This window comes from Citrobacter sp. VF227 (genome assembly GCF_052950715.1).
The window spans coordinates 90,388-117,134 of record NZ_JBRFVF010000001.1 but is presented as its reverse complement, the minus strand read 5'-3'; the positions used below and the strand labels follow the sequence as shown (position 1 = coordinate 117,134).

Below are 26,747 nucleotides of genomic sequence, written 5' to 3'. Positions count from 1 at the left end.
CAGCACGCAAAAATAAGCCCTTAGGAATAAACCATCAGGGCATATATATTTATCACATTTTTTGGAGCATCAACCCGGCACGTAAACCACAGGCCACACTGGGATTCGGAAAGAGAACGTATTCAACATCATGGGTGACAATAAAACGTTCATCACCGTCCTGCGCCAGCAAAGTTCCCTCTTTAAAAGGGGTAAAGTTGAGCGTCTGGTTATCCATATGAAGAATGAAATCGTCGCTACGTCGCGTGATTTGCGATACCACGCGGTAACGCAGCGGAGATGTTTTTCCTGCAGGCATTCGCTCGCCTTGCAGCAGCCTCGCCAGCGCATCCGCCGTCTGCGCAAACTGGGACAGATCGTTTTGCCCAAACGGCAGCGCTTTACCCAGTTCCAGTGTACAGGCCAACGCGCCAAAATGTTCAGCGCTAAAATGGGTGAACGTACCGCCAGGCGTCTGATGGAACACCAGCGCCTCAAGTCCTGCATCTCCCAACCACCCCAGAAAATCTTCGTCCCAGGCAATATTTCGTTGTGGCAGCACGCCAAAACGCAGATGCTGTGAGCCGCGAATCGCGGTATGCAGATCCAGATGCCAGCGTACTGACTCTTGCGCGCGCGTATAAAAATCTTCCAGACACAGCTCAAGCTCATGGGCACGTTGCGTTTCATCACTCGCGGCGAGAACCTGCCAACGGCCGCCAAACATTCGATTCAGGTCGCTATGGCAATACCGTTTTCCCGCCGCCAGCGCCAGTGGGTTGCCCAGAATCACCAGCAGCCGCCATGTCAGCGTCAACTCACCGCGAAACAGACTGGACAGCAATGAATCCAGGATCTCTACCGGGGCCGTTTCATTGCCGTGGATCCCCGCGGACAGCACCAGAGAATGTTCGACCGGTGCGTCCGGCGTCAGCTCCAGAATCCCGTAGCCGAGCCACTGCCATGAAAAACCGCGAGCGGTGCCCTTGGTTTGCTCGGGGGTTATCCCTGCAAGCGTTTGGGTCAGAAAATCATTCATGGTTCGACCTCTCCAGTTGGAAAGGATAAACCGAGCCGAGACTAAGCAATTGTGTCAATGTATCCAGAGCTTCACGTCCCTCGCGCAGCAGTTGCGGGTCAGCAAGGTCGGCGGCGGTAAGACGATCGCGATAGTATCGATCAACCCAGTTATTCAGCGTGTTAAACAGCGTATCGTTCATGAAAACCGCCGGATTCACGGCCTGCTGCTCCTGAGGGGTAAGCACCACTCTCAGGCGCAAACACGCCGGACCGCCGCCGTTGGACATGCTTTCACGCAGATCAAATACCCGCAGCTCATCGATCGGATTGTCTTCCTCAAGCAGACGGTTCAGATACCGCCACACGCCCGCATGCTCCCGACACTCTTGTGGCAGAACCAGCATCATCGAGCCATCATCACGACTCAATAACTGGCTGTTAAACAAATAGGTCGTCACCGCATCCTGCACCGACACTTCAGCAGCCGGGACTTCCAGCGGCGTAAAACCTGCCACTTGGCTGTGCAACTGCGTCAACAATGCCTGCTGTCTGACAAACGCCTGCTGATGACAAAACAGCACCTGGCGATTCGACACCGCAATCACATCGTTATGAAACACGCCAAGATCGATGACATCCGGATTTTGCTGGGCAAAAATACACTGATGCGGGTTGACCTGATTCAGTCGCGCGACTGCCTCACTGGCCTCACGAGATTGCCTCGCCGGATAGCGCGTCGGCTGGGACGCATTCCCTTCTTCACGACCATAAATAAATAGCTGTACGCCGGGGCCGCCGTACTCCCCGCCAAGGCGGTTATGGTTGGCCGCACCTTCATCACCGAAAAGCGCCACCTGGGGTAATGCACCATGGACCGCAAAGCGATGCTCATCACGAAAGATAGCCCTTAACAACGCTTCAGTGGTTGGCGCTTCCAGCGAACGGTGGAACTTGTTATTCAGATTCGCCACCGTCAGATGCAGTTTCCCGTCCAGCGCATCTGCTGAAGGGCAGACCGTTGCCGCATTCGCCACCCACATCGGCGATGCGGAGCTGGCACTGGAAAGCCAGTGCGGTGCCTGACGCGCCACTTTCCCCAGCACCTGTTCGTCGCTGCCGCTAAATCCCAACTGCCGTAGCACCGGAATATAAGGCCGCTCATGGGGCGGGATCACCGCCTGGGGAAATCCCGCATCCGCCAGCGCTTTCATCTTTAGCAGACCCTGTTTCGCCGCCAGACGTGGGTTCGACACCTGAAAACGGTGTTTGGTTGAGGCCTCATTACCAAATGACAATCCAGCATAGTGGTGAGTAAGCCCCACCAAACCATCAAAATTTATCTCACGGGCTTTCATCGCTTATCCTCACGAGAAAAATCCAGGCCAGGGCTTAACGCTGTTGGCAGCGTTAAGGCTGGTGATTCCAGACTTGCCATCGGCCAGGCGCAATAATCTGCGGCATACCACGCGCTGGCACGATGGTTTCCGGAAGCACCTACACCACCAAACGGCGCTGTACTCGCCGCGCCAGTTAACGGTTTATTCCAGTTGACGATCCCTGCCCGCGCCTCCAGCAGCAGTTGATCAAACTGGCTGCGATCGGGTGAAACTAACCCACAAGACAGTCCAAAACGGGTGTTGTTCGCCATGCGAATCGCGTCATCAAAGCTGTCATAGCGCCAGACGCCAAGCAGAGGGCCAAAAACCTCTTCATCCGGTACGTTCGCCGCTCCGGTCAGTTCAATGATACCGGGAGCCAGCAGTGATGTTCCGCCTTTCACCAGACGTGGGGCTAACAGCGTACGTCCACCCAACGACTCCAGACGCTGCCAGGCACCATAAACGTGCTGCGCGGCCTGTTCGGAAATCAGCCCGCCAATAAATGGCTGCGGTTCTGCGTCCCAGTTACCGGGCATTAAACGCTGGCTGACTTCCACCAAACGTGCGAGGAACGCATCACCCTGCGCGCCTTTTTTAACTAACAGGCGACGAGCGCAGGTACAACGCTGTCCGGCGGTAACAAACGCAGATTGAATGGTCAGATGCACAGCAGCATCAATATCTTCCGGGTTCTCAATAATCAGCGGGTTGTTCCCTCCCATTTCGAGGGCGAGGATTTTTTCCGGCTGACCAGATAACTGTCGATGCAGGTGATAACCAGTATTGGCGCTGCCGGTAAACAGCAGACCATCGAGGTCTTCCAGCGCGCTCAGCGCCTGCCCCGTTTCACGCCCGCCCTGTAACAGGTTCAGCACCCCCGGCGGTAATCCCGCTTGCGCCCACAGCTTTGCCACGGCTTCACCGGTCCACGGCGTCAGCTCGCTGGGTTTGAAAATCAATGTATTGCCTGCCAGCAGTGCCGGAACAATATGTCCATTAGGTAAATGACCTGGGAAGTTATATGGGCCAAAAACCGCCAGCACGCCGTGTGGGCGATGGCGCAACGTTGCCGCGCCATCCGGTAATTCGCTATGCTGCTCTCCGGTGCGGGCATGGTAAGCTTTCACGGAGATAGCAATTTTATTGATCATCGCCGTCAGTTCCGTGGCGGCTTCCCAACGAGGTTTTCCGGTTTCCTGGGCGATAATCTGTGTTAGCCCGGCTTTATTGCTTTCCAGCAGAGCAGCAAATTTCTCCACAATCGCCTGACGCGCGGCAAAAGTCTGCCTTGCCCAGCCAGGAAAAGCCGTACGCGCTGCGTGGCACGCCTGCGCCACCTGAGTTGCATCAGCATCATTACCCTGCCACAGCACATCTCCACTGACAGGATTGGTTTTCACCCGACGCTCGCCGAGCCCTGTTACCCAGTCGCCGTTTATCCATAATGTCATGCTGTTTTCTCCTCTGCACAAAGACGCACAAAACGTACATGGTCGCCCGCGTGGCATTTCAGGGCATCCAGTTGTGCCGCCGTCAGCACCAGACGTTGAGTATTCGGGTCGGCACGAACCAGCATGACGCGAAAGTTTTGATAGTTTTCATTGGCAACCAGACAAGCCGGATAATCCCCCTGTGCAGGCTGCCCTTCAGCCACCTCAACCAGTCTGCTTTTACGAATCGCCCGCACCCGGTCAATATCGCATTCCAGGGTCGGCCCGCCGTCAAAAATATCGACATAGTTGCGATAGCGAAATCCCTCTTTCTCCAGCACCGCCCGCGCGGGTGCCGTTTGCGGATGTACCTGACCAATCACGCTTTGTGCTTCATCAGACAGGAAATCGGTATAAATAGGATGCTTGGGCATTAATTCAGCAATAAACGCTTTTTGCCCTGTTCCGCAGAGAAAATCCGCCCGGCTGAATTCCATTGAGAAAAAACGTTTGCCGAGGCTTTCCCAGAAGGGGGAGTAACCGTGCTCATCGATTACGCCGCGCATCTCGGCCACCACCTTTTCATTAAACCGGTCACGAAATGCCGCCATAAACATAAAGCGCGACTTCGACAACAAATAGCCGTTGCCCTCTTTACGCCAGTCGGGATCGAGAAACAGAGAGCAAAGCTCGCTGCTACCCGTGTGATCGTTACTCAGAAACAGCGTCGGCAGCGCGTTATATACGTTCAGCTCTTTCGAGGCATGCACCAGCGTCCCAACCCGGTAGTTGTACCAGGGATCGTTAAGCCCCACCGCCACTTCGATGGCGCAAATCCCCGCCACGGTTCCGCTGGTGCTGTCTTCCAGCACAAACACATATCCCTGCTCACTTTTGGGCAACTCACCGCGCCAGGTTTGTAGCGAACGTTCGATACGTGCCATTAGCGTCGCTTCATTCGCCGGTAGCGAGGTCAATCCGCCGCCGGTCTTACTGGCAAGCTGCATCAACGCGGTGATATCAGCACGTTCAATGGGACGAATCACCATCATGATGAACCTCCTGCTTTAATGCGTTCGCAGGCCAGCGCAAAGCGATCCAGGCCGGTAGCAACTTCTTCCTGGCTGACGTTTAACGCTGGCGCAAAACGCACCACATTCGCACCAGCAATCAGTACCATCACCCCGGCGACAGCCGCTTCTTGTGAGATAAGTTTCGCTTTCCCTGCATATTCCGCATTCAGCACGCAGCCGATCAGCAGTCCAAGTCCACGAATTTCACTAAACAGTTCAAAACGCTCGTTAATGGCGCTAATACGCTCCACAAACCAGTCATGTCGCTGTTTGACTCCGTTCAACACTTCCGGCGTGTTAACAATTTCCAGCAGTTTACCCGCCACCGCAGTGGCCAGTGGGTTTCCGCCGTACGTTGTACCGTGCGTACCTACCGTCATCACACTGGCGCAATGCTCTGTCGCCAGCAGTGCGCCAATAGGGAAACCGCCGCCCAGCGCCTTTGCGGTAGTCAGCAGGTCCGGCGTAACGCCGTAATGCATATAGGCATACAGCTCGCCAGTACGGCCAACCCCGGTCTGAACTTCATCAAAAATCAGCAGCGCATTATGGCGATCGCATAATTCACGCAGCCCTTGCAGAAACGCGTTTGTTGCCGGCACCACGCCGCCTTCGCCCTGCACAGGCTCGACGATGACCGCACAGGTGCTGTCATCAATCAGTTGGCTGGCAGAATCGAGATCGTTATACACGGCATGGCGGATATCCGGCGGCAGCGGCGCGAAATCCTGTGAATAAGCAGGCTGACCACCAGCACTGACGGTAAATAGCGTGCGGCCGTGAAAAGCATTTTTAAACGCCACAATGCCGCTCTTCTGGCTACCAAAACGATCATGAGCATATTTACGTGCCAGTTTTAACGCCGCTTCGTTGGCTTCTGCCCCTGAGTTACAGAAGAAAATGCGCTCGGCAAAGGTGGCGTCAATCAGCTTTTTCGCCAGACGCAATACCGGCTCGTTGGTGTAACCATTTCCCGTATGCCAGAATTTGCTCGCCTGGTCGTTTAATGCCTCACGCAATGCTGGATGTGCGTGGCCCAGCGCATTAACCGCAATGCCTCCCGCGAAATCGATATACTCTTTACCCTGTTGATCCCACAGACGTGAACCTTCACCCCGTACCGGAATAAAAGGGGCCGGAGCGTATACGGGCATCATCCATTCATCAAAATTTTCACGCGTAATTGACAGAGACATAGCGACCTCAACGGTAAATAAAAGGTTATGTATATGTTAATAAATATAGTGTTTGCGGTGTAAATGTAGATTGCAGGGTTCGTGCCAGCCAGCGAAAAAAGTGCATAAACGGAGGTCCAGGACGGAATATCAACAAGTTACAACGTGACGATATTCACTATATGTGCATATAAAGTGAATATGTTTGCGCATCAGGCGACTAAACAGAGGAAAAAACGCAGTTTTATTCAGTCGCCAAATATAATTCTGGAATTGTGATCGTATACGAAATTTTTCGGAAATTATTGCCCCATTCCGACGCGCTTCGCGCCAAAACGGTGCAGTTTTTGCTCCATCGTTAACACCATTAGCAATCATTGTTGGAATCACGTGACAAGAAGCAGTCAGTCTGCAGAAATTCTGCTACCATCCTTGCACTATTCATCTTGCAAAGTGGCAGTGACTATGAAATTTGTCTCTTTTAATATCAACGGCCTGCGGGCCCGTCCCCATCAACTGGCAGCCATTGTCGAAAAACACCAACCGGATGTGATTGGCTTACAGGAGACAAAAGTCCACGACGATATGTTCCCTCTCGAAGAGGTGGCAAAACTCGGTTATAACGTCTTTTATCATGGCCAGAAAGGTCATTACGGCGTCGCGTTGTTAACAAAAGAAACACCAATTGCGGTGCGTCGTGGCTTCCCAGGCGATGGCGAAGAGGCGCAGCGTCGTATCATCATGGCGGAAATTCCGTCTCCTCTGGGCAGCATCACGGTGATCAACGGTTATTTCCCGCAGGGCGAAAGCCGTGACCATGAAACCAAATTCCCGGCCAAAGCCGCGTTTTATCAGAACCTGCAAAACTATCTTGAGACAGAGCTGAAGCGCGACAATCCGGTATTGATCATGGGCGATATGAATATTAGCCCAACCGATCTCGATATCGGCATTGGCGAAGAGAACCGTAAACGCTGGCTGCGTACCGGAAAATGCTCCTTCCTGCCGGAAGAGCGCGAGTGGATGGAGCGTCTGCTGGGCTGGGGTCTGGTGGATACCTACCGTCACGCCTATCCTGAAAAGAACGACCAGTTCTCGTGGTTTGATTACCGCTCAAAAGGCTTTGACGATAACCGTGGCCTGCGTATTGATCTGCTGCTGGCGAGCAACCCGCTGGCGGAGCGCTGCGAAGAAACCGGCATCGATTATGAAATTCGCAGCATGGAAAAGCCGTCCGATCATGCGCCGGTATGGGCTAAATTCCGCGTCTAATCTTTTGCGTTTTTGCACTCTCCGGGCCAGGCCTGGAGAGTGTGTTTATTTGGTGCAAAATCAATAAAGCAACGGTAATTCATTGTTGTAGTCGGAATTTTACTATATCTTCGCGCGCACTTTTCGCTGATGAAAATGCTGCATTGCACTCAGTTTTACAGGAGAACCCCCATGAAAAAGAAGCTCGCATAAAGCAGAATACCGGCTGCTGATTGTCGGGGCCCTGTTCTGCGTTCTGGCGGGAGTTTTCCATCATTACGGTCTGACCGACCTGATAACTAATTTCCATCATTTACAAGACGTCATCCGCCAGAGCGGCATGTTCGGCTATACGCTTTTTATCCTGCTGTTCATTCTCGCGGCGTTGTGTCTCATCCCAGGCAGCATCCTGGTGATCGTTGGCGGTGTGCTGTTTGGCCCCGTGACCGGGACGGTTATCTCATTAGTGGCGGCAACTGTGGCTTCATCGCTGTCTTTTTTGCTGGCGCGATGGCTGGGCCGGGAACTGCTGCAAAAATACGTTGGGCATACGGCAATGTTTCAGGCTATCGAAAAAGGCATTGCCCATAGCGGAGTTGACTTTCTTATCCTCACCCGCCTCGTGCCGCTGTTCCCTTATAACATTCAAAACTACGCCTATGGGCTGACGGCCATTCCGTTCTGGTCATTTACCGTGATATCTGCTGTAACCACCTTACCAGGCATCTTTATCTATACGCTGATGTCGCACGAACTGGCCAGCGAAGGAATTAGTTGGACATTTATCGGTGAGCTCAGCGTTGCGGGGCTGGCGCTTTTTGTCCTCGTACAGGCTGCCAAAGCCTGGGCTCGTTATAAGCATGTCGATCCATCAGCTCCTCACGAGTGCGCAGATAAATGATAAAACGACGCATCCATTTCTACCGGGCAGGAGTGATTATCCTGTTGCTGCTCGCGCTGATGGCGTGGGCGTGGATACCTGGTGTGAGCGATTTTCTCCGCGCCAGCCTGGCGGCATTTGCCACGCTCGATCAGCATGCCATTGAGAATTTCATTCGTTCTTACGGAACTCAGGCGGCGGTTGTTTCTTTCTTCCTGATGCTCTTACAGGCCATCGTAGCCCCCCTTCCGGCCTTTGTGATCACCTTTGCCAACGCCTCGCTGTTTGGCGCATTTTGGGGCGGCGTACTGTCCTGGTGCAGCGCGATGACCGGCGCGGCGCTGTGCTTTTTTATTGCTCGCGTTTTAGGCCGTGGCGCGGTGGAGAAACTGACCGGAAAAACGGTGTTGAACAACATGGACGCTTTTTTCGAGCGCTATGGCAAGCACACCATTCTTGTCTGTCGCCTGTTACCTTTTGTACCGTTCGATCCGGTAAGCTACGCAGCAGGCCTGACCTCGATTCGGTTTCGCCATTTTTTCATTGCCACCGGCATCGGCCAGTTACCCGCCACTATCGTCTATTCATGGGCGGGTAGCCTGTTAACCGGCGGTACATTTTGGTTTGTGACCGGACTGTTCATCCTGTTCGCCCTGAGCGTGATGATTTCAGTGGCGAGAAGCCTGTATCTTGAACATCAACGAAAAAAAACCTGAGAATTCCCCCATTTTTAGCAATGGAGATACTATGCGTTACTGCTTATTCTGCCTGAGTTTATTGCTCTGTCCGCTGGCGACGTTTGCCCAGGATGCCGACTGGCAGCAAATCAAAAATGACGCCCGCGGTCAGACGGTGTGGTTCAATGCCTGGGGTGGCGACAACGCAGTTAACCAGTATCTCGACTGGGTTAGCGGCGAGATGAAAACACACTATGCCATAAACCTGAAAATCGTACGTCTCGCAGATGCCGCCGACGCGGTAAAACGCATTCAGACTGAAGCTGCATCCGGGCGAAAAACCGGGGGGTCTGTCGATTTACTGTGGGTAAACGGCGAAAATTTTCGTACGCTGAAAGAAGCCGGGCTGCTGCAAACCCAGTGGGCGCAAACGTTGCCTAACTGGCGCTATGTTGATACCCAAAAACCGGTGAGCGAAGATTTCTCCGTTCCAACCGAGGGGGCTGAATCCCCCTGGGGTGGCGCACAGCTAACCTTCATCGCGAGGCGCGATCTCACCGCGCAGCCACCGCAATCCCCACAGGCGCTGCTGGAATTTGCCCAGGCGCATCCTGGCACGGTGACCTATCCGCGTCCACCAGACTTTACCGGCACGGCGTTTCTGGAGCAGTTGTTAATTTCGCTCACCACGCAACCACAAGCGCTTAAAATCGTACCAGATACAGCCACATTCGCCGACGTTACCGCGCCATTGTGGCATTATCTTGATACACTGCACCCTGTACTGTGGCGTGAAGGTAAAGACTTTCCGCCCTCGCCTGCACGAATGGATGCGCTACTCAATTCTGGAACCCTGCGTTTATCATTGACCTTTAACCCTGCCCACGCGCAGCAAAAAGTAGCCAGCGGCGAATTGCCTAAAAGCAGCTACAGTTTTGGTTTCTCACAGGGCATGCTCGGCAACGTGCACTTTGTTGCCATTCCGGCGAATGCCCGCGCCAGTGCAGGAGCAAAAGTCGTGGCAAACTTCCTGCTTTCGCCCGAAGCACAACTGCGTAAAGCCGACTCAACTGTCTGGGGAGATCCTTCGGTGCTTGATCCACAAAAATTGCCCGTCGAACAACGTGATGCACTGCTGGCACGGATCCCGCAAGGACTTCCCGCCGTGCTGCCAGAACCGCATGCCGCCTGGGTAAACGCTCTGGAACAAGAATGGCTACGCCGCTACGGTACGCATTAATTTTGCTACTCTGGGCCATCATGGTGGCAGTTTATCTGCCGCTGGCGCCAGCGGTTTTCTCTCTGATAGTGCCAGCCCTTAGTCTGACCCATTGGCTGGCGCTCTTTGCCGACCCTCAACTTGCGCAGGCATTACTGGCGACGCTTGTTTCCACAGGACTCGCTGCCGGCGGCGCACTGATCATTGCACTACTGGCAATCCTCGCCTTATGGCCCGGCGCTGGCTGGGCGCGTCTGTGCTCGCGCCTTCCGTGGCTGCTGGCGATTCCGCACGTTGCCTTCGCCACCAGCGCGCTGTTGATTTTTGCTGAAGGCGGTAAAATCTGGCAATGGCTCCCGTTCCTCAGCCCACAGCCAGACCGTTACGGCATTGGACTTGGCGTGACGCTGGCGGTGAAAGAAAGCGCCTTTTTGTTATGGATCCTCTCAGCCCAACTGAGCGAAAAACACCTTTCGCAGCAGGTTATCGTTCTGGATTCGCTGGGCTACAGCCGACTGCAATGCCTGAACTGGCTAATCCTGCCTTCAATCGCCCCAGCCTCAGGTAAAGCGATGCTGGCGATTGTCGCCTGGTCACTCTCCGTTGTGGATGTGGCAATCGTTCTTGGCCCCGGAAATCCGCCAACGCTTGCCGTTTTGAGCTGGCAATGGCTCAGTCAGGGCGATGCCGGGCAGCAGGGGAAAGGCGCGCTCGCCAGCCTGTTGCTGGTGCTGTTGCTCCTCATCATCGCGCTGGCAGGGTATCTGTTGTGGCGCGTCTGGCGACGCACCATTCCCGCAGTAACCGGTGAACGCCTGCGTTTTCCATCCTGTACAACCGAACGTTCGTTAGTACAACTTTTACCCCTTAGCGGTATGGTATCCGCGCTGGTTCTGGCGCTGCTCGCCAGCTATTCATCGCTAAATAGCGAGGCGCTCAGCAATAGTCTGCAACTGGGACTTGTCTCCAGCCTGCTGGCGCTGCTAATACTTTTTGCCTGGCTGGAATGGGGGCCGCAAACCGGACACCGTTGGGTCTGGCTACCGCTGATTTTGCCCGCACTACCGCTGGTAACCGGACAATATCTGCTGGCGTTATATGCCGGACAGGATGGACTGATGATGACCATTATCTGGGGCCACCTGCTGTGGGTGATGCCCTGGATGCTATTTGTGCTTAAACCGGCCTGGCAGCGCATTGACCCGCGATTGATTTTGATTGCGCAAACGCTGGGCTGGACACGGAGCCGCATATTCTGGCAGGTAAAATGTCCCCTACTGGCTCGCCCGGCGCTGATTGCCTTCGCGGTAGGATTCTCTGTCAGTATCGCCCAGTATATGCCGACGCAGTGGTTAGGTGCTGGGCGCTTTCCCACGTTAACCACCGAAGCGGTCGCATTAAGCAGCGGCGGTAGCACTGCTATTCTGGCAACCCAGGCGCTATGGCAACTTCTGTTGCCACTCACCATTTTCGCCCTGGTCGCATTTCTCGCTGCATGGATTGGCCGCTTTCGACAAGGACTCCGCTAATGCTCATTGTGCAAAACGTTTCGTTGTACCAGGGTGCGACTGCGCTGCTGAAGAACGTTACCTTTCAGGTTGATAAAAGTGACATTGTCACAATTATGGGTTCTTCCGGCAGCGGAAAGTCTTCGTTATTTTCGTGGATGGTCGGGGCGTTGTCGCCGCAGTTTCAGGCATCAGGCGAGCTGTGGCTCAACGAACGACGCGTTGACGCGCTGCCTACGGCGCAGCGCCAGATTGGCATTCTGTTCCAGGATGCGTTGTTGTTTGACCATTTCAGCGTTGGGCAGAATTTACTGCTGGCTCTGCCCGCCAGTCTGCAAGGACCAGCCAGACGACACGCGGTGGAAAGCGCTCTCGCACGTGCGGACCTGGCCGGTTTTTATTCGCGCGATCCGGCGTCGCTCTCCGGCGGACAACGCTCGCGTGTCGCCCTGCTCCGCGCGCTACTGGCTCAGCCCCAGGCACTGTTACTTGATGAACCCTTTAGTCGGCTGGACGCGTCGCTGCGTGATACCTTTCGTCAGTGGGTCTTTACCGAGGTACGTAAGCAGGGTATTCCAGTGGTGCAGGTTACCCATGACGCGCAGGATGTCCCGCCAGCAGGTCGTGTATTACAGATGGAAAACTGGGCGTGAATGTGGCGATATGCTGCGTTAACGCAAGGTTTTTACTTAACCTGCGGCACAGAATGTCGTCCTCTTTTTTTCAACGTCGGGCTATTCGATGAAACGTGTTTCTCAAATGACCGCGCTGGCACTTGCTTTAGGGCTCGCTTGCGCTTCCTCCTGGGCTGCTGAAACAGCACAGACGCTCACCCTCGACCAGTTACACCAAAAGCAAGGCGCGGCGATCGATACCCGTCAGAGCGCTTTTTACAACGGCTGGCCGCAGTCGCTTAATGGCCCTTCAGGACACGAACCTTCCGCTCTGAACCTGTCTGCTGCCTGGCTAGACAAGATGAATGATGAACAACTCAGCGCCTGGGTTAAGTCACATCAACTCAGCACCGATGCGCCGGTGGCGCTGTATGGCAGCGATAACGACATGCAGGCTGTCAATTCCCGCCTGCAAAAAGTTGGCTTTAACCATATCTCTACCCTCAGCGATGCGCTTACGGCCCCTGCCCGCCTGCAACGTCTGCCGCACTTCGAACAGTTGGTGTACCCGCAGTGGCTTCACGACCTGCAGCAGGGTAAAAACGTAACCGCTAAACCAGCGGGTGACTGGAAAGTGATTGAGGCCGCCTGGGGCGCACCGAAGTTGTATCTGTTGAGCCATATCCCCGGTGCGGGCTACATTGATACCAACGAAGTCGAAAGCGAACCGCTGTGGAACAAAGTGTCAGACGACCAGCTCAAAGCGATGCTGGCGAAGCACGGCATCCGCCATGACACCACGGTGATTTTATACGGCCGTGATGTCTATGCCGCCGCGCGCGTGGCGCAAATTATGCTGTATGCAGGCGTAAAAGATGTTCGTCTACTCGACGGCGGCTGGCAAACCTGGTCCGACGCAGGTTTACCGGTTGAACGCGGCACTGCGCCATCGGTGAAACCAGAACCTGATTTCGGCGTGACCATTCCCGCCCAGCCGCAGTTGATGCTGGATATGGAACAGGCTCGCGGTCTGCTGCATCGCCAGGATGCGTCTTTGGTGAGCATTCGTTCATGGCCGGAATTTGTCGGTACCACCAGCGGCTATAGCTACATTAAGCCAAAAGGTGAGATCGCAGGCGCACGTTGGGGCCACGCGGGCAGTGATTCCACCCACATGGAAGATTTCCATAACCCGGATGGCACCATGCGCAGTGCGGATGACATCGCCGCCATGTGGAAGCAATGGAATATCCTGCCACAGCAGCAGGTCTCGTTCTATTGCGGTACCGGCTGGCGTGCTTCGGAAACATTTATGTACGCCCGAGCGATGGGTTGGAAAAACGTCTCAGTCTACGACGGCGGCTGGTATGAGTGGAGCAGCAATCCCAAAAATCCGGTTGCCAGCGGTGAACGGGGTCCTGAAACCAGCAAGTAAGGCTGTCATTATTGCCGGATAAGCGCATCCGGCAACGCAATACGCTACGCCTGACGCTGGACCGCTTTCAGTGTCAGGTATCCGCTCCAGATCCGGGTAAACGTCGTCATCCAGCACAGTGTGCCAAAGACCCACGCCATCATGGCAAAATATTCCGGGAACAGACACCCCAACACAAACAGCATAATCGTCTCGGTACCTTCGGTCAGCCCCCCCAAATAATAAAACGATTTATGCGCGTACCCCGGGTTATCAATTTGATGTTTCGCCGCCAGCGCGGCAAAGGCCAGAAAGCTGCTGCCGGTTCCCATAAAGGCGAACAGTAGCCAGCCACCAGCCAGCGAGTTAGCCGCCGGATCGGCGAGCATAAAACCGAATGGTACCAAGGCGTAAAACAGAAAATCGAGCGAGATATCAAGAAATCCTCCCGCGTCGGTTAGCCCTCTGCGCCGCGCCAGCGCCCCATCCAGCCCATCAAAAAGCCGATTAAGCACAATCGCCGCCAACGCTGCCAGATACCAGCCTAACGCCAGAAATGGCAAGGCCAACACGCCAATAGCAAAACCGACCAGCGTAAGCCCGTCCGGCGTAATCGCAGGCTTATCAATAATGCCCACGCAGCGATGCAAAAGCGGTTTTAAGCGCGGATGAAGATGACGATCAAGCATGCGGGCGTCCTTTAAGGCTGTCGCACAGCCCCTGGGAAGGGATCTCGAGAGCGGCATTAAAACGCGCCGAGAGATTTTGAAACGCAATCAACGCGGTCATTTCAGTAATGGCGTCCTCGGTAAAATGCTGCTTCATCTGCGCTTTAAGCGCAGCGTCAACCTGTGGAGGCGTAGCGGTGACCGCATCAGCATAGGCCAGCGCTACGCGCTCTTCTGTGTTAAATAGCGTCGATTCTTGCCAGTTGGCAACCTGTAAGACTTTATCCAGCGCGCCACAGCGTTCAGCCAACCGTAAACTGTTGGCATCAACGCAGAAAGCGCAGTGGCACACCTGAGAAACGCGGGTCATCAACAGCGCGCGCATCACCGGCGTTAAACGTGCTTTTTTACGCTCCAGAAATCCGACAAACAGCGCCACCAGCCAGAACAGAAACGGCATCCGCCCCCACCAGCGAGTAGGATGCAATACATCGCCATAATGCTTTTTCTGCGTAGCAACGAGCGGTTTTAAACTGGAAGGGATGCGCGTTAACGGTTTTACCCACGACTGAGGATCATTCAACGGTTGCTCCTGAATACTTTAGATAAAACAAAGATAACGATAATATGTCATTTTCTGTCATTAGATCTTGATGAATATAATGAAAACCCTCGACGTGGTCGCCGCTATTATTGAACGTGATGGCAAAATTTTACTGGCTCAACGTCCGCAGCATACGGATCAGTCAGGGATGTGGGAGTTTGCGGGCGGCAAGGTTGAATCGGGCGAAAATCAACCCGAGGCGCTGATCCGTGAATTGCGTGAAGAGTTGGGCATTGAGGCGGTCGTGGGTCGCTACATTGCCAGCCATCAACGCGAAGTTTCGGGCCGACTGATTCACTTACATGCCTGGCATGTACCGTCATATCAGGGGGAACTGAAAGCGTATGAACATCAGGATATCGTCTGGTGTTCACCCGAAGAGGCGCTGCGTTATCCGCTGGCGCCTGCTGATATCCCACTACTGGAAGCGTTTATTCTTTTACGCGACGCCAGACCAGCGGATTTGTGCTGATCGTTTTTTCATCGCGTTGGCACTGAAGCAAAACGCCGTCCGCTTTAATCACTGCCCCTTCTGAGTAGTTTTGATCCTGATAAATACAGCACTGACTACAGGGTTGCGCCCGCTGACCGCTGGAGCTAAACACTTCCGGCGGTACATTCACCTGCACGTCCGGGCGATAAAGCTGATTTGCCAGCGTCGCGCTGGACACCAGGGCCAACACGCCTGCCACGATTAAACGGCGCATATTCTTTCCTTTTTAACTGACAATTATGCTCAGTATAACGGTATAAATCGGCAGAAACTTTAGCCTCTTCGATCATCGCTTTTAGTTATGACCCACGACGCAATATTAATTTACTTAGCGGGGTTAATTTTTTCTTGCGTCGCGTCACAGTGCTGATGGTATAGTCAAAAACTGCACAACACTTAACACAAAAATCAAAAATATAACCATATCAATACATAAGAGGTTCTTATATCTATGGATCAGACATGTTCTCTGGAGTCATTCCTTAACCATGTGCAAAAGCGCGACCCGAATCAGACCGAGTTCGCGCAAGCCGTTCGTGAGGTGATGACCACGCTATGGCCTTTCCTTGAACAAAACCCGCGTTATCGCCAGATGTCATTGCTGGAGCGTCTGGTTGAACCGGAGCGCGTAATCCAGTTCCGTGTAGTCTGGCTGGACGACCGCAATCAGGTGCAGGTCAACCGCGCATGGCGCGTGCAGTTTAGTTCTGCCATTGGCCCATACAAAGGCGGTATGCGTTTCCACCCTTCCGTGAACCTGTCGATCCTGAAATTCCTTGGCTTCGAGCAGACGTTTAAGAATGCCCTCACCACGCTACCAATGGGCGGAGGTAAAGGCGGGAGCGATTTCGATCCAAAAGGGAAAAGTGAAGGCGAAATCATGCGTTTCTGCCAGGCGCTGATGACCGAACTGTTCCGCCATTTAGGTCCCGATACAGATGTTCCGGCGGGCGATATCGGTGTGGGCGGCCGTGAAGTCGGCTTTATGGCCGGGATGATGAAAAAACTCTCCAACAACAGCGCCTGCGTCTTTACCGGTAAAGGTCTCTCTTTCGGCGGCAGTCTGATCCGCCCGGAAGCGACCGGCTACGGTCTGGTGTATTTCACCGAAGCGATGCTCAAACGCCATGGTCTGGGCTTTGAAGGTATGCGCGTAGCGGTTTCTGGCTCCGGTAACGTAGCCCAATTCGCCATTGAGAAAGCCATGGAGTTTGGCGCGCGGGTGGTTACCGCCTCCGATTCCAGCGGTACTGTGGTCGATGAAAGCGGATTTACCAAAGAAAAACTGGCGCGGCTGTGCGCAATCAAAGACAGCCGCGACGGTCGCGTAGCAGATTATGCCCGTGAGTTTGGCCTGACCTACCTGGAAGGCAAACAACCGTGGTCAGTTCCGGTCGACATCGCCCTACCGTGTGCCACGCAGAACGAACTCGATGTGGAAGCCGCGCAAATGCTTATCGCCAACGGCGTCAAGGCCGTGGCTGAAGGCGCGAACATGCCGACCACCATCGAAGCCACCGACCAGTTCCTCGAAGCGGGCGTACTGTTTGCGCCGGGTAAAGCCGCCAATGCCGGTGGCGTCGCCACATCCGGTCTGGAAATGGCGCAGAACGCCGCACGTCTGGGCTGGAAAGCGGAGAAAGTGGATGCGCGCCTGCACCACATCATGCTGGATATTCACCATGCCTGCGTTGAGTACGGCGGCGAAAGCAAGCAAACCAACTACGTACGTGGCGCCAACATCGCGGGCTTCGTGAAAGTTGCCGACGCGATGCTGGGCCAGGGAGTGATCTAATTCATTCCGTACGCCGGATGCGGCACACGTGCCTTATCCGACCTGGAAACTACACGCCCGCCTCTTCAGATGGCGGGCTTTTTTTCGCCGGGCGTTTACGCGGCGCACTCTTTTTCTTATCGCCACCACCACCGTCCGGTGCAGCAATTCCACGAAAGCGTCGTACCGGTGTGCTGCGCGCCTGATCGATAAGCTGATACAGCGTTCCCACCAACGGTTGCATAAAGTCCTGATAACGACACTGCTTTTCACTGATTTGGGTCAGGATAGATTCCCAGTGCGCGGTCATATCCGGACGCGTCGCCATTTCAGGTAGTGAGTGAAATAGCGCTTTTCCGGCATCGGTGGAATGGATATAACGCCCTTTCTTCACCAGAAAACCACGTTTAAACAGCAGCTCGATAATCCCGGCGCGTGTGGCTTCCGTTCCCAGGCCATCCGTTGCACGCAGGATCTTTTTCAGATCTTTGTCTTGCACAAAGCGCGCAATCCCGGTCATTGCTGACAGTAGCGTGGCATCGGTAAAGTGTCGTGGCGGTTGAGTCTGGCGTTCAACCACTTCGCCTTTTTCACACAGCAACTCGTCGTCTTTTGCCACCACCGGCAACGGCGTCCCGTCGTTATCTTCGTCGCGCTCTTTGTTGCCAAGCAGCGTGCGCCATCCGGCTTCCGCCAGAAAACGTGCTTTGGCGACAAACTTGCCTTTGGCGATATCCAGCTCAATAACGCACTTCCTGAATACCGCATCCGCGCAAAATTGCATCAGATACTGACGGGCAATCAGGTTGTAGATTTTCGCTTCGTTGTCATTCAGGTTGATGGACGAAGTGCGTGCGGTAGGAATGATGGCGTGGTGCGCATCCACTTTTTTATCGTCCCAACAGCGGTTTCGCGTATCTGGATTGACCGCCGGTTGTGGGAGCAGATCCGGCTCATGAACGCTAATCGCGTTCAACACCGCGTGACGTCCGGCAAAGTGTTCTTCCGGCAGATAGCGGCTATCCGAACGCGGATAGGTAATCAGCTTATGGGTTTCATACAGCTTCTGACAGATATCCAGAACGTTTTGGGCGCTTAAGCCAAAGCGTTTCGCCGCTTCAATCTGCAATGCCGACAGCGAGAACGGCAGCGGCGCAGATTCTGATTCCCGTTTATCGTTATAGCTGGTGACTATCGCTGGCTGACCGTTAATGCGGTTTACCACGTGTTCAGCCAGCGTGCGATTCAGCAAGCGCCCTTCTTCATCCTGATACGGCTCACACGCTTCGCTCGGCTGCCAGATAGCGGTAAACCGCTCATCAGCAGGCGTCACGATATGCGCCTTTACCTCAAAGAAGTCTTTGGCGACAAAGTTTTCAATCTCTTCATCGCGACGCACCACCAGGCCGAGCACTGGCGTCTGTACGCGTCCGACCGAAAGTACGCCCTGATAACCCGCATTACGCCCAAGAATGGTGTAAGCGCGCGTCATATTGATGCCGTACAGCCAGTCGGCACGCGCACGCGCCAGCGCCGAGACGCACAGCGGAATAAACTCACTGTTGGCGCGCAGACGCTCAATAGCCCGCTCCACAGCCTGCGGGTTAAGGTCGTTAATCAGGCAACGTTGCACCTGCTGGCGCTTTTCAGGCGCCAGTTGCAGGTAATCCAGCACTTCATCCACCAGCAGTTGCCCCTCACGATCGGGGTCACCTGCGTGAATGACTTCACTGGCCTCATGCAATAAACGCTTAATGACGTTAAGTTGCTTGGTCACTGAGGGACGCGGCTGCAGTTGCCACTTTTCCGGGACAATCGGCAGATCGACCAGACTCCAGCGAGCATAGCGACTGTCGTAGGCGTCTGGCTGCGCCTGCTCAAGCAGGTGACCGATGCACCAGGTCACCACTTGTCCGTTTCCGCATTCAATAAAGCCGTCACCTTTGCGATGTGGCTTTGGCAACACATCGGCGATAGCGCGCGCCAGACTCGGTTTTTCGGCAATAAACAACCGCATCGAGTTAACGGATCTCAACCATGGCGCGACCGCCACGAGCTTCCACTAACTCACCAATCGCGGTGAGGTCGATGCCAAACTGCGCCGCTGCCGCTTTAACTTCAGCCTCAGCTTCCGGCGTTACCGCCAGTAGCAAACCGCCGGAGGTTTGCGGATCGCAGAGCAGATCGCGTACCGACTGCGGCATTTCACCCATCAGGTGGCCGTAGCTGGCAAAGTTACGCTGGGTGCCACCCGGCACTGCGCCCAGTGCAATGTACTCTTCAACACCGGGAAGCTTAGGAATATCCTGGTAGACGATCTGCGCCTGAATGCCGGCCCCCTGACACATCTCACTCAGATGTCCCAGCAGACCAAAACCAGTAACGTCGGTCATGGCTTTCACGCCGTCTATGTCGGCGAATGCCGCACCAGCAATGTTCATCTGGCACATCACTTCCGTCGCCAGTCCTTTGTGTTCGTCCTTCAGCAGTGATTTTTTTTCTGCGGTAGTCAGGACGCCAATCCCCAGCGGCTTGGTCAGGAACAGTTTGCATCCTGCCTCGGCGGTGCTGTTTTTCTTCACACGTTCGGTCGGGACAATACCGGTTACCGCCAGACCAAAGATAGGCTCAGGGGCATCAATAGAGTGACCGCCCGCCAGCGCGATACCCGCCTGACGGCAGGCAAAGCGCCCACCTTCGGTGACTTCGCGGGCGATTTCCGGCGCCAGCTTATCAAGCGGCCAGCCAAGAATAGCAATTGCCATAATCGGTTTGCCGCCCATGGCGAAAATATCGCTGATGGCGTTAGTGGCGGCAATACGCCCAAAATCAAACGGATTATCGACAATCGGCATAAAAAAATCGGTGGTACTGATTACGCTGGTGCCGTTCCCCAGATCGTATACCGCCGCGTCATCGCGTGTTTCATTACCCACCAGTAAGTTCGGATCAACAAACTTCGCCTGCTCACTGTGCAGGATGGTTTCCAGTACTTTGGGGGAAATTTTACAACCGCAACCGGCTCCGTGGCTGTATTGCGTTAAACGAATAGCTTGCTCGCTCATGGACATCTCCTGTCAGTGCAATCCGGATATGGTAGCGCTCATTCCATGATGTGGTAAGAGTGACTGTCTGAATTCGGGTCTCTTTGCTCATAATCCAGACAGTTTTGCCGTTGTTATCAGAAATAACGGACGAATGCGCTCGGATCGGCCAGGTTAATCGTCGTGGAGGCTTTGAGCTGCGGTGTGCCCAGATAGAGGAAACCGACGATTTTATCCTGTGGACGACAGTCGAATGCTTCGCGAACAACCGCACTTTCGGTTAATGCACCGCTGCGCCAGATACCGCCAAAGCCTTGGGCAACTGCCGCCATCTGCATGGCCATTACTGCACAACCGGCAGACATTTCCTGTTCCCACAGCGGAACCTTGTCGTTTTCTTCACATTTCGCCACCACGGTAATAATCAGCGGCGCGCGAAACGGTGCGCTGCGCGCTTTTTCCTGAGCTTTTTCATCGCTACCTGCGGCAATCGCGCCTTTCTCAAGTACGGCGCTAAAGCGTTCACGCCCTTCTCCCTCAATGACATAGAATTGCCACGGTTGCAGCGTTTTGTGGTCCGGAGCGCGCATTCCCGCCCGCAGAATATTTTGCAGTTGCTCTCCTGTCGGGGCTGGCTCGACGAGACGAGAAGCGCTACGACGGGTGATAAGTAATTCGAGTGCATCCATTTGCTTAACTCCAACAATGAAATTTGTTCACAAAATTAACACGTGAGCGGATTTTGTTACAGCACAGGCGGCGATTCCTGCTGACAAGTGCCTGTCGGGTCATTACGATAGCCTCATCTTAACGCCTTTCTCCGGAATTTCGGGTGGCGTGTTGTTAATCGGTAGGGAGAATACATGCGAACCCTGTGGCGATTTATTGCCGGATTTTTTAAATGGACATGGCGATTACTCAATTTCGTCCGTGAATTTGTGCTTAACCTGTTCTTCATCTTTTTGGTGCTGGTTGGTGTGGGCATCTGGATGCAGGTCAGTAGCAGCAACACCAGCGAACATGCTGAGCGAGGCGCACTGCTGCTGGATATCTCGGGCGTGATTGTTGATAAGCCCTCGAGTACCAGTCGGTTAAGCGTTATTGGCCGTCAGTTGTTTGGCGCCAGTTCCGATCGTCTGCAGGAAAACTCCCTGTTCGATATCGTGAATACCATTCGCCAGGCGAAAGATGACCGCAACATCACCGGTATCGTGATGGACCTGAAAAACTTTGCCGGGGCCGATCAGCCGTCCATGCAGTATATCGGCAAAGCGCTACGGGAATTCCGCGATAGCGGTAAACCGGTCTTTGCCCTGGGCGATAACTTCAGCCAGGGGCAGTATTATCTCGCCAGTTTTGCCAACAAAATTTACCTCTCTCCACAAGGTTCCGTTGATCTGCACGGCTTTGCCACCAACGGCCTGTACTACAAATCCTTGCTCGACAAGCTGAAAGTTTCCACACACGTGTTCCGCGTCGGAACCTATAAGTCTGCCGTCGAGCCATTTATCCGCGATGATATGTCTCCTGCCGCGCGTGAAGCAGACAGCCGCTGGATCGGCGAGCTGTGGCAGAACTATCTCAACACGGTCGCCGCCAACCGCCAAATCCCTGCACAACAGGTGTTCCCCGGCGCGCAGGCCATGCTGGACGGTTTGACGAAAGTCGATGGTGATACCGCGAAATATGCGCTCGACAACAAACTGGTGGATGCACTCGCCTCCAGCGCTGAAGTCGAAAAAATGCTGACCAAACAGTTTGGCTGGAGCAAAGCGGATAAAAACTACCGCGCCATCAGCTATTACGATTACACGCTGAAAACCCCGGCCGACACTGGCGACAGTATTGGCGTTATCTTCGCCAATGGCGCGATTATGGACGGTGAAGAAACGCCTGGGAATGTGGGCGGTGACACCACTGCCGCACAAATCCGTGAAGCGCGTCTTGATCCGAAAGTGAAAGCCATTGTTCTGCGCGTTAACAGCCCTGGTGGCAGCGTGAGCGCCTCTGAAGTGATCCGTGCTGAGCTGGCTGCGGCAAAAGCGGCGGGTAAACCGGTTGTGGTGTCCATGGGCGGCATGGCAGCCTCCGGTGGGTACTGGATCTCCACGCCAGCCAACTACATTGTGGCGAACCCCAGCACTCTGACCGGTTCAATCGGCATCTTTGGTGTGATCAATACCGTTGAAAATAGCCTGGACTCTATCGGCGTACATACTGACGGCGTAGCGACCTCCCCGCTGGCCGATATCTCCGTCACCAAAGCATTACCGCCGGAAGTGCAGCAGATGATGCAACTGAGCATTGAGAACGGCTACAAGCGCTTTATCACGCTGGTCGCAGATGCGCGTAAGACAACGCCTGAGCAGATTGACAAAATCGCCCAGGGCCACGTCTGGACCGGTCAGGATGCGAAGGCCAACGGTCTGGTAGATAGCCTCGGTGATTTTGACGACGCCATCGCGAAAGCGGCTGAGCTTGGCAAACTGAAACAGTGGCACATTGAGTATTATCAGGACGAACCAACATTCGTTGATATGGTGATGAACAGCATGTCAGGCTCCGTTCGTGCCATGTTACCTGACGCCATACAGGCTATGCTCCCGCCACCGCTGGCCTCTGCGGCCAGTGCAGTAAAAGCCGAAAGCGATAAGCTGGCCGCATTCAACGATCCGCAAAACCGCTATGCGTTTTGCCTGACCTGCGCCAACGTTCGCTAACTATTGACCCCTCTTCGGGATGAAGAGGGGTTTTCTTTGAGACAGAAGAAAAGTCATGCAGAAAAAATCAATTTACGTTGCCTATACCGGCGGTACCATTGGTATGCAGCGCTCAGAACAGGGTTATATTCCCGTTTCCGGTCACCTGCAGCGCCAGCTGGCATTGATGCCTGAATTCCACCGTCCGGAGATGCCAGACTTCACCATCCACGAATACGCCCCGCTGATGGATTCCTCCGATATGACACCGGAAGACTGGCAGCATATTGCGGAAGACATTAAAGCGCACTACGACGATTATGATGGCTTTGTTATTCTGCACGGCACCGACACCATGGCGTTTACGGCTTCGGCGCTCTCTTTTATGCTGGAAAATCTGGGTAAGCCCGTAATTGTGACAGGGTCACAAATACCGTTAGCCGAGCTACGCTCAGACGGGCAAATCAACCTGCTCAATGCGCTGTACGTTGCGGCAAATTATCCGATTAATGAAGTGACTCTGTTTTTCAACAATCGACTATTTCGTGGCAACCGTACCACTAAAGCGCACGCCGATGGTTTTGACGCCTTTGCCTCACCCAACCTTGCACCGCTGCTGGAGGCAGGGATCCACATTCGTCGCCTGGGGACACCGCCTGCACCACATGGCACCGGCGAACTGATTGTGCACCCTATTACGCCACAACCGATTGGCGTGGTCACCATTTACCCCGGTATCTCCGCTGATGTGGTGCGAAACTTCCTGCGCCAGCCGGTAAAAGCGTTAATTCTGCGTTCTTACGGCGTGGGCAATGCGCCGCAAAATAAAGAGTTTCTGCAAGAACTTGAAGATGCGAGCTCACGTGGCATTGTGGTGGTTAACCTGACCCAGTGCATGTCCGGCAAGGTAAATATGGGGGGCTATGCGACGGGGAATGCCCTGGCACATGCGGGTGTGATTGGCGGCGCGGATATGACGGTCGAAGCCACGCTCACCAAATTGCACTATTTACTGAGTCAGGGACTGGATACGCAGACCATTCGTGAAGCAATGACGCAAAATCTGCGCGGTGAGCTTACCCCGGACGAATAAAGGAGTTTATGCCCATGACCCGAGCCTTACTGTTGGTCGATTTACAAAATGACTTTTGTGCCGGTGGTGCGCTCGCCGTTCCGCAAGGCGACAGCACAATTGATATTGCCAACCGTCTGATTGACTGGTGTGCCATACGCGGTGACACCGTCGTTGCCAGCCTGGACTGGCACCCGGCTCATCACGGCAGCTTTGCCAGTCAGCATCAGGTTGCCCCCTACAGTCAGGGACAACTCGATGGCCTCGCGCAAACCTTCTGGCCTGACCATTGCGTACAGCACAGCGAAGGTGCAACCCTGCATCCACTGCTGAACCAGCGGGCAATAACTCAAACCTTTACCAAGGGCGAGAACCCGCTGGTCGACAGTTACAGTGCGTTTTTTGATAACGGTCGTCGCCAGGCTACAGCACTGAATGCGTGGCTACAGCAACATCATATTACCGACCTCATCATCATGGGGCTGGCAACTGATTATTGCGTCAAATTTACCGTTCTCGATGCGCTCGACTTGGGTTATACCGTCAGCGTTATTACCGACGGTTGCCGTGGCGTTAATATTCAACCCCAGGACAGTGCAAACGCCTTTATAGATATGGCGGCGGCGGGCGCAACGCTGTATACACTTGATGACTGGCTGGAAACCCAGCACAAATAATTTTAAACGCCTCCTCCAGCCTACAGATTTGCGCATTTCTGCAAATCTGTAGGCCAAAAAAGAGACTCGCAGCCCCATTTGGTGGCGTAATTTCCAACCAATAACACCTGCCCAAACAGCTTGTCGCTTCACCAACATGCAGTGGGTGCGAATTCGGAAAGTCCGAAAAGCTGGGTAGATGTGAAAGCCATTGCGCCATCGCTCGATTACATCAACCTGATGACCTATGACATGGCTTACGGCACCCAGTATTTTAACTCGAACCTGTATAATTCGACGCAATGGCCGACGGTCGCGGCGGCGGATAAGTACAGCGCCGATTTTGTGGTCAGTAACTATCTCGCAGCCGGTCTGAAATCGAGCCAAATGAATCTGGGCATTGGCTTTTATGGACGCGTACCAAAACGCGCCATTGAGCCAGGTATTGACTGGAGCAAACCTGACGCGCAGAAAAACCCGGCTACCCAGCCCTATTTCGGGCCAGCGCAAATTGAGTTGTTCAAATCACTGGGCGTCGATCTGAGCAAAGATACCTATGTGAAGTACAACGATATTGTGGCGAAGTTGATCAACGATCCGCAAAAACGCTTTAGCCAACATTGGGATGATGAAGCGAAAGTGCCGTGGCTGTCGGTGCAGTCTGCGGATGGAAAAGCACTCTTTGCCCTCTCCTATGAAAATCCGCGTTCGGTGGCGATAAAAGCCGACTACATCAAAAGCAAAGGGTTGGGAGGCGCCATGTTCTGGGAGTACGGCGCAGATGACAATAATCAATTGGCGAGGCAGTTAGCCGATTCGCTAGGCATCAAACACTGATCCCAACGCCTGACACAATAGGTTATGATTAGCCCATTCTGCTGCGCCAGCTTTTGGCGCAGCTCTTCATTATCTACTGGAGGCATGCGCTTTTATGGCTTTTATCCCTAAAAATTACGCCCGTCTGGAAGTCGGATACCGGGAAAAGGCGCTAAAACTCTTCCCCTGGGTTTGCGGACGTTGTTCACGTGAGTTCGTGTATTCCAATCTGCGCGAGCTGACGGTACATCACATCGATCACGATCACTCCAATAACCCGGAAGATGGTAGCAACTGGGAGATGTTATGCCTGTATTGCCACGATCATGAGCATTCGAAATATACTGAGGTGGATCAGTATGGTTCTACTGTAGTGGCGGGGGAAGATGCGCAGAAAGACGTCGGCGAGGCGAAATATAATCCGTTTGCCGATCTGAAGGCGATGATGAATAAGAAATAACATCAACTGCGGGCCCGACACCGATGTTTGTCGGGCCTGGATAATCAGGATTTAAACGTCGCAATCGGTTCGGGCATAATACCAAATTCCACTTTCAGCTGTTGCTTACTCTTCATCACCATCTCACCATTGGTATCAATCGTCATATGCTGCGCGTCAATATTGTTTCGCGCCTGCCATAACATCACCAACTGTAAACTGTTCTCTTTTTGTTCTGCCGTTAGCGCGACGCCATCCGGCCATTTTCCGAGTTCAACGGCTGTAGATAAGCGCTGATAAACTTCCGGCGTCATGCTGTTGATCATCTCATCAAGATTCATGTTAAATCCACTCTTCGTAGAATAATTTGCTGAATCGTTTCCTCAGCCCTTGGTTTGCTCACCGTTTTCACCATCGGTGAAGTTCAAAGACGCTGAGTTAACGCAGTAACGTTCACCGGTAGGTTTAGGGCCATCCGGAAAGACGTGTCCGAGGTGCGCATCACAGTTACCACAGCGAATTTCAATGCGCTGCATGCCATGTGACGTATCTTTTATGTAACGGATAGCCTCTTCACTGACGGGCTCGTAAAAGCTGGGCCAGCCGCAACCAGAGTCATATTTTGTCTCGGAACGAAATAGCGGTTTGTCGCAGATCAGACAATGGTAGATGCCGTCACGCTTGTTATGCAGCAAACGCCCGGTAAATGGCGGTTCTGTCCCGTGATTCTGCGTCACGTAGAACTGCATTTCGGTTAAATTTTTTTTCAGTTCTTCTGGAGAAGGTTGATTAGCCATTTGCTCACATCTCACTTTATCTAAACTCACATTGCGAGACAGATTCTAACAAAACATTAACACCGG

Annotated in this window: 26 protein-coding genes and 1 pseudogene; 14 read left to right on the top strand and 13 right to left on the bottom strand. The window is 53.9% G+C overall.

All coding sequences use genetic code 11. From position 1 onward, the window contains the following. Positions 1–52 precede the first annotated feature (52 nt). The 5 genes from astE to astC are packed head-to-tail and all read right to left on the bottom strand — an operon-like array spanning position 53 to position 6,077. The gene (astE, locus tag ACU8YC_RS00635) at positions 53–1,018 is read right to left on the bottom strand and encodes a succinylglutamate desuccinylase (protein ID WP_151219003.1); all 966 of its coding nucleotides are present in this window, start codon (positions 1,016–1,018) and stop codon (positions 53–55) included. After that, the gene (gene astB / locus ACU8YC_RS00630; protein WP_151225364.1) at positions 1,011–2,354 is read right to left on the bottom strand and encodes an N-succinylarginine dihydrolase; all 1,344 of its coding nucleotides are present in this window, start codon (positions 2,352–2,354) and stop codon (positions 1,011–1,013) included. The genes astE and astB overlap by 8 nt, the downstream gene beginning before the upstream one ends. Continuing rightward, entirely contained in the window at positions 2,351–3,829 is a 1,479-nt protein-coding gene (astD, locus tag ACU8YC_RS00625) for a succinylglutamate-semialdehyde dehydrogenase (protein ID WP_446894911.1), read from the bottom strand. The genes astB and astD overlap by 4 nt, the downstream gene beginning before the upstream one ends. Then, on the bottom strand, positions 3,826–4,860 hold the full coding sequence (gene astA / locus ACU8YC_RS00620) for an arginine N-succinyltransferase (protein ID WP_446894910.1): 1,035 nt from the start codon (positions 4,858–4,860) through the stop codon (positions 3,826–3,828). Before astA ends, astD begins: the two co-directional genes overlap by 4 nt. Further along, the gene (astC, locus tag ACU8YC_RS00615) at positions 4,857–6,077 is read right to left on the bottom strand and encodes a succinylornithine/acetylornithine transaminase (RefSeq protein WP_151219000.1); all 1,221 of its coding nucleotides are present in this window, start codon (positions 6,075–6,077) and stop codon (positions 4,857–4,859) included. The genes astA and astC overlap by 4 nt, the downstream gene beginning before the upstream one ends. A gap of 444 nt (positions 6,078–6,521) precedes the next feature. Between astC and xthA the strand changes: the two genes are divergently transcribed. From xthA to ACU8YC_RS00580, 7 genes are all read left to right on the top strand, one after another. Next, entirely contained in the window at positions 6,522–7,328 is an 807-nt protein-coding gene (gene xthA / locus ACU8YC_RS00610) for an exodeoxyribonuclease III (RefSeq protein ID WP_043016615.1), read from the top strand. A 223-nt stretch (positions 7,329–7,551) separates the two neighbouring features. Then, positions 7,552–8,208 (top strand): TVP38/TMEM64 family protein, encoded by a 657-nt coding sequence (locus ACU8YC_RS00605; RefSeq protein ID WP_187253018.1) that lies wholly within the window; start codon positions 7,552–7,554, stop codon positions 8,206–8,208. After that, a complete protein-coding gene (locus ACU8YC_RS00600; RefSeq protein ID WP_187259550.1) occupies positions 8,205–8,903 on the top strand; it encodes a TVP38/TMEM64 family protein in 699 nt (232 codons plus the stop codon). Before ACU8YC_RS00605 ends, ACU8YC_RS00600 begins: the two co-directional genes overlap by 4 nt. A gap of 31 nt (positions 8,904–8,934) precedes the next feature. Beyond that, positions 8,935–10,104 (top strand): ABC transporter substrate-binding protein, encoded by a 1,170-nt coding sequence (locus ACU8YC_RS00595; RefSeq protein WP_446894909.1) that lies wholly within the window; start codon positions 8,935–8,937, stop codon positions 10,102–10,104. Further along, positions 10,077–11,612, top strand: a complete 1,536-nt coding sequence (locus ACU8YC_RS00590) for a thiamine ABC transporter permease (RefSeq protein WP_446894908.1) — start codon at positions 10,077–10,079, stop codon at positions 11,610–11,612. Before ACU8YC_RS00595 ends, ACU8YC_RS00590 begins: the two co-directional genes overlap by 28 nt. After that, entirely contained in the window at positions 11,612–12,244 is a 633-nt protein-coding gene (locus ACU8YC_RS00585; RefSeq protein WP_151218997.1) for an ATP-binding cassette domain-containing protein, read from the top strand. The genes ACU8YC_RS00590 and ACU8YC_RS00585 overlap by 1 nt, the downstream gene beginning before the upstream one ends. Positions 12,245–12,332: 88 nt before the next feature. Further along, on the top strand, positions 12,333–13,640 hold the full coding sequence (locus ACU8YC_RS00580) for a sulfurtransferase (protein WP_446894907.1): 1,308 nt from the start codon (positions 12,333–12,335) through the stop codon (positions 13,638–13,640). A gap of 44 nt (positions 13,641–13,684) precedes the next feature. Here ACU8YC_RS00580 and ACU8YC_RS00575 read toward each other — a convergent pair whose 3' ends face one another. Further along, complete coding sequence (locus ACU8YC_RS00575; protein WP_446894906.1) at positions 13,685–14,308, bottom strand: CDP-alcohol phosphatidyltransferase family protein; 624 nt, start codon at positions 14,306–14,308, stop codon at positions 13,685–13,687. Continuing rightward, positions 14,301–14,870: a carboxymuconolactone decarboxylase family protein gene (locus tag ACU8YC_RS00570; protein ID WP_187259554.1), complete on the bottom strand. Its 570-nt coding sequence runs from the start codon at positions 14,868–14,870 to the stop codon at positions 14,301–14,303. Before ACU8YC_RS00570 ends, ACU8YC_RS00575 begins: the two co-directional genes overlap by 8 nt. Positions 14,871–14,949: 79 nt before the next feature. Between ACU8YC_RS00570 and ACU8YC_RS00565 the strand changes: the two genes are divergently transcribed. Continuing rightward, the gene (locus ACU8YC_RS00565) at positions 14,950–15,363 is read left to right on the top strand and encodes a pyrimidine (deoxy)nucleoside triphosphate diphosphatase (RefSeq protein WP_151225358.1); all 414 of its coding nucleotides are present in this window, start codon (positions 14,950–14,952) and stop codon (positions 15,361–15,363) included. Here ACU8YC_RS00565 and ACU8YC_RS00560 read toward each other — a convergent pair. After that, positions 15,323–15,598, bottom strand: a complete 276-nt coding sequence (locus ACU8YC_RS00560; protein WP_151218992.1) for a YnjH family protein — start codon at positions 15,596–15,598, stop codon at positions 15,323–15,325. The two genes, ACU8YC_RS00565 and ACU8YC_RS00560, sit on opposite strands and share 41 nt — an antisense overlap. A gap of 237 nt (positions 15,599–15,835) precedes the next feature. On the opposite strand from ACU8YC_RS00560, the gene gdhA reads away from it, so the two are divergent. Next, positions 15,836–17,179, top strand: coding sequence for an NADP-specific glutamate dehydrogenase (gene gdhA / locus ACU8YC_RS00555; protein WP_151218991.1), 1,344 nt, complete (start codon positions 15,836–15,838; stop codon positions 17,177–17,179). A 49-nt stretch (positions 17,180–17,228) separates the two neighbouring features. On the opposite strand, the gene ACU8YC_RS00550 is transcribed toward gdhA, so the two are convergent. The 3 genes from ACU8YC_RS00550 to ACU8YC_RS00540 all read right to left on the bottom strand — a co-directional run bounded on the left by ACU8YC_RS00550 (position 17,229) and on the right by ACU8YC_RS00540 (position 20,891). After that, positions 17,229–19,175, bottom strand: a complete 1,947-nt coding sequence (locus tag ACU8YC_RS00550; RefSeq protein ID WP_446895157.1) for a DNA topoisomerase III — start codon at positions 19,173–19,175, stop codon at positions 17,229–17,231. Between the two features lie 4 nt (positions 19,176–19,179). After that, on the bottom strand, positions 19,180–20,223 hold the full coding sequence (gene selD, locus ACU8YC_RS00545; RefSeq protein ID WP_187252559.1) for a selenide, water dikinase SelD: 1,044 nt from the start codon (positions 20,221–20,223) through the stop codon (positions 19,180–19,182). Between the two features lie 116 nt (positions 20,224–20,339). Beyond that, complete coding sequence (locus tag ACU8YC_RS00540) at positions 20,340–20,891, bottom strand: NAD(P)H nitroreductase (RefSeq protein WP_151218990.1); 552 nt, start codon at positions 20,889–20,891, stop codon at positions 20,340–20,342. Between the two features lie 174 nt (positions 20,892–21,065). On the opposite strand from ACU8YC_RS00540, the gene sppA reads away from it, so the two are divergent. From sppA to yajD, 5 genes and pseudogenes are all read left to right on the top strand, one after another. Next, positions 21,066–22,922, top strand: a complete 1,857-nt coding sequence (sppA, locus tag ACU8YC_RS00535) for a signal peptide peptidase SppA (protein ID WP_446894905.1) — start codon at positions 21,066–21,068, stop codon at positions 22,920–22,922. Positions 22,923–22,977: 55 nt separating this feature from the next. Next, positions 22,978–23,994, top strand: coding sequence for an asparaginase (ansA, locus tag ACU8YC_RS00530; protein WP_151218988.1), 1,017 nt, complete (start codon positions 22,978–22,980; stop codon positions 23,992–23,994). Between the two features lie 14 nt (positions 23,995–24,008). Further along, on the top strand, positions 24,009–24,650 hold the full coding sequence (gene pncA, locus ACU8YC_RS00525; RefSeq protein WP_151218987.1) for a bifunctional nicotinamidase/pyrazinamidase: 642 nt from the start codon (positions 24,009–24,011) through the stop codon (positions 24,648–24,650). A gap of 138 nt (positions 24,651–24,788) precedes the next feature. Then, positions 24,789–25,466 (top strand): annotated as a pseudogene (locus ACU8YC_RS00520) (glycosyl hydrolase family 18 protein); the annotation flags it as partial. A 94-nt stretch (positions 25,467–25,560) separates the two neighbouring features. Then, positions 25,561–25,905, top strand: coding sequence for an HNH nuclease YajD (yajD, locus tag ACU8YC_RS00515; protein ID WP_003030690.1), 345 nt, complete (start codon positions 25,561–25,563; stop codon positions 25,903–25,905). A gap of 44 nt (positions 25,906–25,949) precedes the next feature. Here yajD and ACU8YC_RS00510 read toward each other — a convergent pair whose 3' ends face one another. Both ACU8YC_RS00510 and msrB read right to left on the bottom strand, forming a co-directional pair. Then, a complete protein-coding gene (locus ACU8YC_RS00510) occupies positions 25,950–26,225 on the bottom strand; it encodes a YeaC family protein (RefSeq protein WP_151218986.1) in 276 nt (91 codons plus the stop codon). 42 nt (positions 26,226–26,267) lie between these two features. Next, positions 26,268–26,681: a peptide-methionine (R)-S-oxide reductase MsrB gene (gene msrB / locus ACU8YC_RS00505; RefSeq protein ID WP_061067757.1), complete on the bottom strand. Its 414-nt coding sequence runs from the start codon at positions 26,679–26,681 to the stop codon at positions 26,268–26,270. Positions 26,682–26,747: the final 66 nt, after the last annotated feature.